Source organism: Pseudomonas sp. KCJK9016 (assembly GCF_046231795.1).
Classification (GTDB): domain Bacteria; phylum Pseudomonadota; class Gammaproteobacteria; order Pseudomonadales; family Pseudomonadaceae; genus Aquipseudomonas; species Aquipseudomonas bananamidigenes.
Window position 1 is genome coordinate 38,865 of sequence record NZ_JBJJMM010000018.1, and the last position, 12,217, is coordinate 51,081.

11 protein-coding genes are annotated in these 12,217 nt (G+C 61.9%); 2 read left to right on the forward strand and 9 right to left on the reverse strand.

From position 1 onward, the window contains the following. Window positions 1-46: 46 nt before the first annotated feature. From pstA to ACK6BI_RS18430, 4 genes are all read right to left on the reverse strand, one after another. Window positions 47-1,717: a phosphate ABC transporter permease PstA gene (gene pstA, locus ACK6BI_RS18415; protein ID WP_260521554.1), complete on the reverse strand. Its 1,671-nt coding sequence runs from the start codon at window positions 1,715-1,717 to the stop codon at window positions 47-49. A gap of 15 nt (window positions 1,718-1,732) precedes the next feature. Next, window positions 1,733-3,766 carry an ABC transporter permease subunit gene (locus ACK6BI_RS18420; RefSeq protein ID WP_409318232.1) on the reverse strand — a complete coding sequence of 678 codons (2,034 nt, stop codon included), beginning with the start codon at window positions 3,764-3,766 and terminating at the stop codon, window positions 1,733-1,735. 424 nt (window positions 3,767-4,190) lie between these two features. Beyond that, a complete protein-coding gene (locus tag ACK6BI_RS18425) occupies window positions 4,191-5,192 on the reverse strand; it encodes a phosphate ABC transporter substrate-binding protein PstS (protein WP_065258236.1) in 1,002 nt (333 codons plus the stop codon). Between the two features lie 154 nt (window positions 5,193-5,346). Further along, a complete protein-coding gene (locus ACK6BI_RS18430; protein ID WP_409318164.1) occupies window positions 5,347-6,645 on the reverse strand; it encodes an MFS transporter in 1,299 nt (432 codons plus the stop codon). A 378-nt stretch (window positions 6,646-7,023) separates the two neighbouring features. Here ACK6BI_RS18430 and ACK6BI_RS18435 point away from each other — a divergent pair, with 378 nt between their 5' ends. Further along, window positions 7,024-7,428 (forward strand): acyl-CoA thioesterase, encoded by a 405-nt coding sequence (locus ACK6BI_RS18435; RefSeq protein WP_003229628.1) that lies wholly within the window; start codon window positions 7,024-7,026, stop codon window positions 7,426-7,428. Window positions 7,429-7,487: 59 nt separating this feature from the next. Then, window positions 7,488-8,387 (forward strand): D-hexose-6-phosphate mutarotase, encoded by a 900-nt coding sequence (locus ACK6BI_RS18440; RefSeq protein ID WP_409318165.1) that lies wholly within the window; start codon window positions 7,488-7,490, stop codon window positions 8,385-8,387. A 125-nt stretch (window positions 8,388-8,512) separates the two neighbouring features. Here the strand turns inward: ACK6BI_RS18440 and ACK6BI_RS18445 are convergent, their stop codons facing one another. From ACK6BI_RS18445 to ACK6BI_RS18465, 5 genes are all read right to left on the reverse strand, one after another. Continuing rightward, a complete protein-coding gene (locus ACK6BI_RS18445; RefSeq protein WP_065260865.1) occupies window positions 8,513-9,049 on the reverse strand; it encodes a DUF3299 domain-containing protein in 537 nt (178 codons plus the stop codon). A gap of 89 nt (window positions 9,050-9,138) precedes the next feature. Further along, window positions 9,139-9,384: a GlsB/YeaQ/YmgE family stress response membrane protein gene (locus ACK6BI_RS18450; RefSeq protein WP_065260866.1), complete on the reverse strand. Its 246-nt coding sequence runs from the start codon at window positions 9,382-9,384 to the stop codon at window positions 9,139-9,141. Between the two features lie 112 nt (window positions 9,385-9,496). Next, the gene (locus tag ACK6BI_RS18455; protein ID WP_409318166.1) at window positions 9,497-10,579 is read right to left on the reverse strand and encodes a 5-(carboxyamino)imidazole ribonucleotide synthase; all 1,083 of its coding nucleotides are present in this window, start codon (window positions 10,577-10,579) and stop codon (window positions 9,497-9,499) included. A 10-nt stretch (window positions 10,580-10,589) separates the two neighbouring features. Next, window positions 10,590-11,081, reverse strand: a complete 492-nt coding sequence (gene purE, locus ACK6BI_RS18460; protein WP_003229641.1) for a 5-(carboxyamino)imidazole ribonucleotide mutase — start codon at window positions 11,079-11,081, stop codon at window positions 10,590-10,592. A 216-nt stretch (window positions 11,082-11,297) separates the two neighbouring features. Next, entirely contained in the window at window positions 11,298-12,215 is a 918-nt protein-coding gene (locus ACK6BI_RS18465; protein ID WP_409318167.1) for a LysR substrate-binding domain-containing protein, read from the reverse strand. Window positions 12,216-12,217: the final 2 nt, after the last annotated feature.

Genomic DNA, 12,217 nt, shown 5'->3' on the forward strand with positions numbered 1-12,217 from the left:
GCTGCCGGGAATCAGACCGGCAGCCCTTCAATTCTTGTGACGGCGATCAGCTGTCCAGCGCCTTGTACTTCTCGCGCAGGTGGTTACGAATCCACACTGCCGACAGGTTGAGCACGGCAATCACCAGCACCAGCAGCAACGCGGTGGCGTACACCAGCGGTCGTGCGGCTTCGACGTTCGGGCTCTGGAAGCCGACGTCATAGATGTGGAAGCCCAGGTGCATGATCTTCTGGTCCAGGTGCAGGTACGGGTAGTTGCCGTCCACCGGCAGCGACGGCGCCAGTTTCACCACACCCACCAGCATCAGCGGTGCCACTTCACCGGCGGCGCGGGCCACGGCGAGGATCATGCCGGTCATCATGGCCGGACTGGCCATCGGCAGAACGATCTTCCACAGGGTTTCAGCCTTCGTTGCGCCAAGGGCCAGCGAGCCTTCACGTACGGTGCGCGGAATACGCGCCAGACCTTCTTCGGTGGCCACGATCACCACCGGCACCGCCAGCAGCGCCAGGGTCAGCGAAGCCCAGAGCAGGCCCGGCGTACCGAAGGTCGGTGCCGGCAGCGCTTCCGGGAAGAACAGACGGTCCAGCGAACCGCCCAGCACGTAGACGAAGAAGCCCAGACCGAAGACGCCATAAACAATGGCCGGAACACCCGCCAGGTTGTTCACCGCGATCCGGATCACCCGGGTCAGGGTGTTCTGTTTCGCATACTCACGCAGGTACACCGCCGCCAGAACGCCGAACGGGGTCACGATCATCGCCATGATCAGGGTCATCATCACGGTGCCGAAGATCGCCGGGAAAATCCCGCCTTCGGTGTTCGCTTCGCGCGGGTCGTCGGAGAGGAATTCCCAGACCTTGCTGAAGTAGAACCCGACCTTGGTGAAAGTACCCATGGCGTTCGGCTGGTAAGCGTGAACCACTTTGCCCAGGCCGATTTCGACTTCCTTGCCGTTGGCATCGCGAGCCGTCAAAGCGTCGCGGTTGAACTGCGCGTGCAGGTCGGCCAGACGGGCTTCGACGTCCTGATAGCGGGCGTTCAGCTCGGCGCGCTCGGCGTCCATGTCCGCTTGCGCAGTGGCGTCGAGCTTGCCTTCCAGTTCCAGTTTGCGGCCATGCAGACGGATGCGCTCGAGACCGGCGTTGATCGCGCCGATGTCGGTCTTTTCCAGGGTTTTCAATTGCGCGGCGAGCTTGCTCACGCGGTCGATCCGCGCCTGAAGCTCGGGCCACGCGGCTTCGCCCTCGGCGATCACTTTGCCGTCCTGTTTGACGTTGACCAGGTAACCGTAGAAGTTGCCCCACTCGCGACGCTCCAGCGCCATCAGCTCCGGCGGATTCTTCTGGTCGTTCAGCCACTCGCCGACGATCCAGGTGAAGTCGTTGCCGTTCAGGTCACGGTTGCCGACCTTGATCAGCTCGCGGGTCATGAATTCCGGGCCCTGGTCAGGCACCGGCAGGCCGGCGCTCTTCAGGCGTGCGCGGGGGACTTCTTCCTTCTGCACCACTTCGCCGATGACCAGGTGATTGCCCTGGCCCGGGACGTCGTAGCTGGCGTGGATCAGGTCCGCCGGCCAGAAGTGACCCAGACCGCGCACGGCAATCACTGCCAGCAGGCCAATGGTCATGATGACCGCGATGGACACCGCGCCACCGCTGATCCAGACGCCCGGGGCGCCGCTCTTGAACCATCCTTTCAGGGAGTTCTGTTTCACAGACTTCTACCTTTCTTAAAGCGACGAGTATTTCTTGCGCAGACGCTGACGAATCAGTTCCGCGAGGGTGTTCATGATGAAAGTGAACAGCAGCAGCACCAGCGCCGAGAGGAACAGCACGCGATAGTGGCTGCCGCCGACTTCCGACTCCGGCATTTCCACCGCGACGTTGGCCGCCAGGGTGCGCAGGCCTTCGAACAGGTTCATTTCCATGACCGGGGTGTTGCCGGTGGCCATCAGCACGATCATGGTCTCGCCGACTGCACGGCCCATGCCGATCATCAGTGCCGAGAAGATGCCCGGGCTGGCGGTCAGGATCACCACGCGAGTCATGGTCTGCCACGGCGTGGCGCCGAGGGCCAGCGAGCCCAGAGTCAGACCGCGCGGCACACTGAACACGGCGTCTTCGGCGATCGAGTAGATGTTCGGGATGACCGCGAAGCCCATGGCCAGACCGACCACCAGAGCGTTACGCTGGTCGTAGGTGATGCCCAGGTCGTGGGAAATCCACAGGCGCATGTCACCGCCGAAGAACCAGTTTTCCATGTACGGGCTCATGTGCAGCGACAGCCAGCCCACGAACAGGATCACCGGAATCAGCAGCGCACTTTCCCAGCCATCCGGGATGCGCAGGCGAACCGACTCAGGCAGACGGCTGAAGGCGAAACCGGCGACCAGAATGCCGATCGGCAGCAGCATCAGCAGACTGAAAATGCCCGGCAGATGCCCTTCCACATACGGCGCCAGGAACAGGCCGGCGAAGAAGCCGAGGATCACCGTCGGCATCGCTTCCATCAGTTCGATCACCGGTTTGACCTTGCGGCGCATGCCTGGGGCCATGAAGTACGCGGTGTAGATCGCCGCGGCAACGGCCAGCGGCGCCGCCAGCAGCATCGCGTAGAACGCCGCTTTCAAGGTGCCGAAGGTCAGTGGCGAGAGGCTCAGTTTCGGTTCGAAATCGGTGTTGGCCGCGGTCGATTGCCAGACGTATTTAGGCTCGTCGTAGTTCTCGTACCAGACCTTGCTCCACAGCGCGCTCCATGACACTTCCGGGTGCGGGTTGTCGAGCAGCAGCGGCTGCAACTTGCCGCCCGCTTCGACGATCACACGGTTGGCGCGCGGCGACAGACCGAACAGACCCTGGCCTTCGACGACCTGATCGACCAGCAAGGTGCGATGCGCGGTGCTGTGGAACACGCCGAGCTTGCCGCCGGCATCCAGGGCAACGAAGCCTTTGCGGCGCTCTTCAGCAGCGATTTCAACGATTGGCGTCTTGCCCATCTGGAAGGTGCGGATCTGCTTCAGACGCAGCTCGCCATCGGTGTCACGGGCCATGAACCACTGGGCCAGGCCACCGGTGGAGTCGCCGACGATCAGCGAGATGCCGCCCACCAGCTGGGTGGATGCAGTGACTTGCGCATCGGCGTTTTCCAGCAGCTTGTAGCGACCGTTGAGGCTCTTGTCGCGCAGGCTGAACACATCCGCCTGAGCACGCCCGTTGACCACATACAGCCATTGCTGGCGCGGGTCGACGAAGATGTTCTTCACCGGCTCGGTCATCTGCGGCAGATCAATGCGCTTCTGCTCGTTGGTGACTTCGCCGGTCATCATGTTTTCTTCGCTGGTCAGCGACAGCACATGCAATTGCGATCCGGTCGAGCCGGCCAGCAGCAGGGTCGAATCGGTGGCATTGAGGCTGACGTGCTCCAGCGCACCGCCGTTCTCGTTGAGCGCAATCGGCGCCTCGCCGTACGGGAACTCGAGTGCCGGGGTGATGGTTTTCTTGCCTTCCGGGTAGCTGACTTTATAGGTGTGACGGAACACCAGTGCCTGGCCGTTGGACAGGCCCACCGCCACCAGCGGATGGCCCGGCTGGTCTTCGCCGATGGAGGTCACACTGGCACCTGCCGGCAACGGCAGATCGACGCGTTTCAATTCAGCGCCACTGTCGATATCGAAGAACAGCGCCTGGCCCTTGTCGGAAACGCGCATGGCCACCTGATTCTGCTCTTCGAGCGAAATCATCAGTGGCTTGCCGGCGTCCTGCATCCAGGCCGGGGTGAGTGCGTCTTTGGCCGTCAGTTCGGCACCCTTGAACAGCGGCGCGACGACGTAGGCGAGAAAGAAGAAGATCAGGGTGATGGCTGCCAGCACCGCCAGGCCGCCGACGAGGACGTACCAGCGGGTGAAGCGATCCTTGAGCGCACGGATGCGGCGCTTGCGTTGCAACTCAGGCGTATTGAAATCAATGCGCTTGGGAGGGTTCGTAGTCATTTTGGAATTGGCCAGATCATTCATGCGCACACCCTAGCGATCCTGTATGACAGAAAGATGACAATGCAGTGACGCACCAAATCCGCCGCCAGCAGGGCACTGGCAGTGGATAAAAGAATTCGCGGAGTGTGGGGGCCGGGCCGCTTGCGGGCCGGGCCCCACACGGGAGTCAGGCGGGGTTCACCCCTGACTCAGTTTGTTACTTTTTTGCGACTTCAGCGCCGCCTTCCTGCAGACCCAGGTCAGCCAGTGCTTTTGCAGCCACTTTGGCTGGCAGCGGGATGTAACCGTCTTTCACCACCACTTCCTGACCCTGTTTCGACAGGACCAGTTTCACGAACTCGGCTTCCAGCGGGGCCAGAGGCTTGTTCGGGGCCTTGTTCACGTACACGTACAGGAAGCGGGACAGCGGGTACTTGCCGTTCAGGGCGTTTTCTTCGGTGTCTTCGATGAAATCGGTGCTGCCTTTCTTCGACAGAGCAACGGTTTTCACGCTGGCGGTCTTGTAACCGATACCCGAGTAACCGATGCCGTTCAGCGAGGAGCTGATCGACTGCACGACCGAAGCCGAGCCTGGTTGTTCGTTGACGTTAGGCTTGTAGTCGCCTTTGCACAGGGCTTCTTCCTTGAAGTAGCCGTAGGTGCCGGATACCGAGTTGCGACCGAACAGTTGCACCGGCTTGTTGGCCAGGTCGCCGGTCACGCCCAGGTCGCCCCAGGTTTTCACGTCGGCCTTGGCGCCGCACAGACGGGTGGACGAGAAGATCGCGTCAACCTGTTCCATGGTCAGGTGCTGGATCGGGTTGTCCTTGTGTACGAACACCGCCAGGGCGTCCACGGCAACCGGGATGGCGGTTGGCTTGTAGCCGTATTTCTGCTCGAAGGCTGCCAGTTCGGTGTCCTTCATCTTGCGGCTCATCGGGCCCAGGTTGGAGGTGCCTTCGGTCAGCGCAGGTGGCGCAGTGGCGGAGCCGGCGGCCTGAATCTGGATGTTTACGTTCGGGTATTCTTTCTTGTAGTTCTCGGCCCACAGGGTCATGAGGTTGGCCAGGGTATCGGAGCCGACGCTGGACAGGTTGCCCGACACACCGGTGGTCTTGGTGTAGCTCGGGATCGACGGGTCAACAGCGGCGAACGCGTTGGCGGTCGCAACGCCAGCAGCGACAAAAGTCATTGCCGCCATCAAACGCTTCAGTTTCATGCCTTACTCCTAGCAGATAGGGGGTGTTAAGTCGGGGCCAAGTATCAGCAGGCCGTGTGAACACTCTATGGCTGAAATATGACAATTGGATGAAAGGCCAGCATCCCCTGTCGGAAGGCTGGCCTTTCAGATGTAACCGGACATGTGGGATGAATCAGCGCCCCTTGCTCCACAACCACCCGCCCACCAGAATCCCCATCCCGCACAGCACCGCCACATAGTAGGCAGGCCCCATCGCACTTTCCTTCAGCAGCAGGCTGACCACCATCGGGGTCAAGCCGCCGAAGATCGCGTAGGCGACGTTATAAGAGAAGGACAGACCGCTGAAGCGCACCACCGGCGGGAATGCCTTGACCATCACGTACGGCACCGCTCCGATGGTGCCGACCAGGAAACCGGTCAGCGCATACAGCGGGAACAGCCAGCCCGGGTGATCGGCGAGACTGTGATAGAAGGTCCAGGAACTGGCCAACAGACCCAGGCAGCCGAACACGAACACACGACCGGCACCGAAGCGATCCGCCAGTGCGCCGGAAATGATGCAACCGAAGCTCAGGAATACGATGGCCAGGCTGTTGGATTGCAGCGCCACCGTCGGCGAGAAGTGATAGACCGTCTGCAGCACGGTCGGGGTCATCAGGATCACCACGACGATGCCGGCGGACAGCAGCCAGGTCAGCAGCATCGAGACCGCGATGGCCCCGCGATGGTCACGCAGCACCGCGCGCAGTGGCACTTCTTCAGCCAGAGCCTTGCGCAACTGCAATTCGGCGAACACCGGGGTTTCGTGCAGCCAGCGGCGCAGGTAGACCGAGAACAGGCCGAACACGCCGCCGAGCAGGAACGGAATCCGCCAGGCGTAATCCGAGACTTCCACCGGCGTATAAATGCTGTTGATCACGGTGGCGACCAGCGAACCGAGCAGGATGCCCGCCGTCAGGCCGCTGGTCAGGGTGCCGCAGGCATAACCGATGTGCTTGCCGGGTACGTGTTCAGAAACGAAGACCCATGCCCCGGGCACTTCGCCGCCAATCGCCGCACCCTGGATCACGCGCATCAACAACAGCAGGATCGGCGCCCACAGGCCGATCTGCGCGTAGGTCGGCAGCAGGCCCATGATCAGGGTCGGCACGGCCATCATGAAGATGCTGAGTGTGAACATCTTCTTGCGCCCCAGCAGGTCGCCGAAGTGCGCCATGACGATACCGCCCAGCGGCCGCGCCAGGTAGCCGGCGGCAAAAATGCCGAAGGTCTGCATCAGGCGCAGCCATTCGGGCATGTCGGCGGGGAAGAACAACTTGCCGACCACGGTGGCAAAGAACACGAAAATGATGAAATCGTAGAACTCCAGCGCACCGCCCAGGGCCGATAGCGACAGAGTCTTGTAGTCATTGCGGGTCAGGGGTCGTGCGGGCTGGTCCGGCTGCGCGATGCTCGAGGGCGCTGTGGTCATGGCAAGGTCTTCTCTTATAGTCGGATCTGCCGCCACAACAACGCTGGCTGTGGCTCGGGCAGGTTCGGCACCATAGCAAATTGTTCGAAAAAGCACATAGAGGCGCGCATTTGACGGCCGAAATGAGAACCGGATGGTCGTCGCGGAGTCTACCGACCGATATACTCGCAATCCTGCTCCGGCTTGTAAGGGGTTGCTGTGCGAAAACGTCGTTGGTCGCCCTGGTGCGTGGATCCAGCCGGTTTCGCAGAGTTTCCCTTTAGTTGCCTTATGGAAAACGTGACGAACGTAGTATGTTCGGTGCTGAATCGTTTTTCCTGAAGACGGCTACCACCAGCGATACCAAACGAAGAGTCACGGGTCCGAGGCACCCCCGGCATGATAGAACTCGAACAAGAAGATCCGATCCCGCAAGGCGACCTGGCCCTGCAAATCACCGCGCTTCCCCGCGAAACCAACGGCTTTGGCGATATTTTCGGCGGCTGGCTGGTGGCGCAGATGGACCTGGCCGGTACGGCGATGGCCAGCCGCGTCGCCGGTGGTCGTGTCGCAACCGTTGCCATCGATCGCATGGCGTTTCTGGTGCCGGTGGCCGTCGGCGCACAACTGTCCTTTTATACCCAGACCCTGGAAATCGGCCGCAGCTCGATCCAGATGATGGTCGAGGTGTGGAGCGACGATCCGTTGTCCAGCGAGTGGCGTAAAGTGACCGAAGCCGTGTTCGTGTTCGTGGCCATCGATGGCAGCGGTCGCACTCGTTCGGTTCCGCCGCGCGCACGTTAAACCTTGCGGTCGTTCGCAGGTCGATAGTCGTCCCAAGTTGCTGATTCGAGAGTTGTCCCATGAACACGCCCAATGTTGAAGCCGTGAAACTGGATGAACTGAACTGCTGGCGCATCCGCCACGGTCAGGCCGAAGTGCTGGTGGCCCAGCAAGGCGCGCACATTCTCAGTTATCAGGTGGACGGCCAGCCACCGCTGATCTGGCTGAACGACAAGGCCGTGTTCAAGACCGGTAAAAGCATCCGTGCCGGCGTGCCAGTGTGCTGGCCGTGGTTCGGCGTCTTCGCCCGCAATCCGCAGAGCGTGCAGGCGATGCGTGCCAGCGAAGAGCCGGCGGCGGCTCACGGTTTTGTCCGGGCGACGGACTGGGAACTGGGCGGCATCGAAACCGAGGGCGAAAGCCTGAAGGTGGAGTTCACCCTGCCCTGCCCCGAAGGCGGTTTCCCGGGCTGGCCACATCAGGTCGACCTGACGCTGACCCTGCGCCTCGACGATCAGTTGCACATCAGCCTGACCAGCCACAACCGTGGTACCGACACCGTCAGCATCAGCCAGGCGCTGCACAGCTATTTCGCTGTAAGCGATGTGCGCAACGTGCGCGTCGAAGGGGTGGAGGGTCTGGATTACATCGAGACGCTGGATGACTGGAACACTCACCACCAGCAAGGCCATCTGCGCTTTGCCGGGGAAACCGACCGCATCTACCTCGATACTCCGCCGCAATTGAGCATCGTCGATCCGGCCTGGGAGCGGCGCATCGTGCTGACGGCAACCGGCTCACGCACCGCCGTGATCTGGAACCCGTGGATCGACCGCGCCGCCGCGTTCAGCGACATGGACAACGACGGCTGGCAGCGCATGCTGTGCATCGAGACGGCGAATGTGATGGATGACGTGGTGACCCTGGCACCGCAGGCCAGTCACACCCTGGGTGTCAGCGTCGGCAGCAAGCCGCTTTAATCGATACCGTAAACAAAATGTGGGAGCGAGCCTGCTCGCGAATGCGTTACGTCAGCCACCCTTTCAGTGTCTGATACAGCGCTTTCGCGAGCGGGCTCGCTCCCACAGTTGTTTTGCGGTGACTATCAGAGATCGGACTCCTGCACCACCCGCACCTTGTCGGCGTCCAGCGCATAAGCCGCATCGGCCAGGTCGTTGCTGACCTTTTCGATCTTCAACGTGCCGGTCACCCACAGCGGCGTGTAGATGTCATCCAGCTTCAAACCCTTTGGATAACGCACCAGCACCAGTTGGTTCGGCGGCGGTGGCGGCACGTGGATGCACGCGCCCGGGTAAGGCACCAGGAAGAACAACGTGCTGCGGCCCTTGGCGTCGGATTCCAGCGGCACCGGGTAACCCCCGATGCGGATGTGCTTGTCGTTCATCGACGCCACGGTCTTGGTCGAATACATCACCGCCGGCAAACCCTTGGCCTGCTTCATCCCGCCTTTCTGGGTGAAGGTGCCGGTGGCTTCCGGGGAGTTGTGGTCGATTTCCGGCATGGCCTCGAGGGCCTTCTGATCCGACTTGGGCATCAGCTCCAGCCAGTCGGTTTCCGGCAGTTCGCCGGCATGGGCCAGACCGCAGCCCAGCAAAAGGAGAGTCAACAGAAAACGGCGCATGAAGATGCTCGTAGAAGGAGGAAACAGTAAATCGCCGAGCATTCTAGCCCTCTCCCCGGGTTTGGCGGAGAGGGCCTTGTCGCTTTGGATCAGTTCTTTTTGATCAGGCCGTAGATCACCAGCAGGATGATCGCACCCACCAGCGCGCCGAAGAAGCCTGCGCCCTGACCCGCCTGATAAATGCCCAGGGCCTGGCCGCCGTAGGTGGCTGCCAGCGAACCGCCGATACCCAGCAGGATGGTCATGATCCAGCCCATGCTGTCATCGCCCGGTTTGAGGAACCGCGCCAGCAGGCCGACGATCAGGCCGATAAAGATGGTTCCAATAATTCCCATGGCATTTCCCTCTGAATTGGTCGTTATGCAAAAGCCTAGTCAGACTTTGGCATCCTGCCATCAGAGAACGGCGGCCCCGTAATGGTTCCGCCGCTGCCAGATGAAACTCTCGTTACTCGGCGATCAGCGCCTCGACCTTGAGGATCTGCTGCTCGAGGGTCGCCTTGTCCTTGCAGCGCAGGTTGGCGTGGCCGACCTTGCGCCCGGCCTTGAAGGCCTTGCCGTAGTGATGCAGATGGCAATCATCAATGGCGATGACCTTTTCAACCGGCGGCACGACGCCGATGAAGTTGAGCATCGCGCTCTCGCCGACCTTGGCGGTCGACCCCAGCGGCAGACCGGCGACAGCCCGCAGGTGGTTTTCGAACTGACTGCACTCGGCGCCTTCGGTGGTCCAGTGCCCGGAGTTGTGCACGCGCGGAGCGATTTCGTTGGCCTTGAGGCCGCCGTCGACTTCGAAGAATTCGAATGCCATCACGCCGACATAGTCCAGTTGCTTGAGCACGCGGCCGGAATAGTCTTCAGCCAGGGCCTGCAACGGGTGATCGGAACTGGCGACCGACAGCTTGAGAATGCCGCTCTCGTGGGTGTTGTGCACCAGTGGATAGAACTTCGTCTCGCCATCGCGGGCCCGCACGGCGATCAGCGACACTTCACCGGTGAACGGCACGAAGCCTTCCAGCAGGCACGGTACGCTGCCGAGTTCAGCGAAGGTATCGACCACATCTTCAGGCTTGCGCAGGACTTTCTGGCCCTTGCCGTCGTAACCCAGGGTGCGGGTTTTCAGCACGGCCGGCAGACCGATCGACGCGACGGCGGCGTCCAGGTCGGCTTGCGAATGGATGTCGGCGAACGCCGGGGTCGGAATCCCCAGGTCCTTGAACATGCTTTTCTCGAACCAGCGGTCGCGGGCGATGCGCAAGGCTTCGGCGCTCGGGTAGACCGGCACGAACTGTGAAAGGAAGGCCACGGTCTCGGCCGGGACACTTTCGAACTCGAAAGTCACCAGATCGACTTCATCGGCCAGTTGCCGCAGGTGATCCTGATCGCCGTAATCGGCCCGCAGGTGTTCACCCAGTGCAGCGGCACAAGCATCAGGCGCCGGATCGAGGAAAGCGAAGTTCATGCCCAGCGGAGTGCCCGCCAGGGCCAACATGCGACCCAACTGGCCGCCACCGATTACACCGATCTTCATCTCGACACCCTCAGGCAATACGTGGGTCTGGATTGTCCAGGACGCTGTCTGTCTGCTCGGCACGGAAGGTCTTCAGTACCGCGTGGAATTGTGGATGCTTGGCGCCCAGGATACTCGCCGACAGCAGAGCGGCGTTGATCGCGCCGGCCTTGCCGATGGCCAGGGTGGCAACCGGGATGCCCGCCGGCATCTGCACGATCGACAGCAGCGAGTCGACGCCCGAAAGCATGGAAGACTGCACCGGCACGCCCAGCACCGGCAGGTGGGTCTTGGCCGCACACATGCCTGGCAGGTGGGCTGCGCCACCGGCACCGGCGATGATCACCTCGATGCCGCGGCCTTCGGCCTCTTCGGCGTACTGGAACAGCAGATCCGGGGTGCGGTGGGCGGAAACCACCTTGACCTCGTACGGGATGCCGAGCTTTTCCAGCATATCGGCGGTGTGGCTAAGGGTGGACCAATCGGACTTGGAGCCCATGATCACGCCAACCAGTGCACTCATCGTCGCGCCTCTTCTCTCTGGGCGCCCGCAGGCGCGTCAAAAACAACAAGCCACGCAGATTGCGTGGCTTGTTGTAGGAAAAATGGCCGGACGAACCGGCCGAAGGCCGCGCAGTATACCGCAAAGAAAGCAATAAACAGCCCCCGTTGCGACCATCTGTCATCTGCCGCAAAAGCCCGGTTTTATTGACTCGAAGGTCAGTGGCCGAGACAGGTTTCACGCACCGGCCGTACCTTGCGCCGCGCCGCCTTCCAGCTTGCGCCACAACAGCCGAACGTTCGCCTTGCGCACCAGCGCGCAGCGGTACAGGCGAATTTCCAGCGGCACATGCCATTGCGGGCCGCCGCAGATCACCAATTCACCCCGGGCCAGCTCGTTGCGCACGCTCAACTGCGGAACCCAGGCGATACCCAGGCCTTCCAGGGCCATGCTTTTCAGACTGTCGGCCATGGCGGTTTCATAAATCGTGGTGAAACGCAGCTGACGCTGACGCAGCAAACCGTTCACCGATCGCCCGAGAAACGCTCCGGCGCTGTAGGCCAGCAGCGGCACGCTGGCGTCACCTTCCAGATCGAACAACGGCTTGCCGTTGGCGTCCGCCGCGCACACCGGGAGCATTTCGGTCTGGCCCAAATGCAGCGAGGGGAAGATTTCCGGGTCCATCTGCATTGCTGCATCCGGGTCGTAGAACGCCAGCATCAGATCGCAGCCACCCTCACGCAGCGCGTGCACGGCATCGCCGACGTTGGTCGCCACCAGCCGCGTGGCGATGTTCAGACCTTCATTACGCAGTTGCGCGATCCAGCGCGGGAAAAAGCCCAGCGCCAGCGAGTGCGCCGCCGCGACCTGGATGACTTCGCCCTGTCCGCCTTCCAGATGATGCAAATGGCGCAGCACTTCGCCGAGCTGTTCGACCACGGTGCGGGCGGTCACCAGAAACAGTTGCCCTGCCGCCGTCAGCTCCACCGGCGTGCGCGAGCGGTTGACCAGCGTCAGCCCGAGCGCCGCTTCCAGGCTGCGGATCCGCCGGCTGAACGCAGGCTGGGTCACGAAGCGCCGTTCGGCCGCCTGCGAAAAGCTGCGGGTAGCGGCCAAAGCACTGAAGTCTTCAAGCCATTTGCTTTCCAGATTCATAC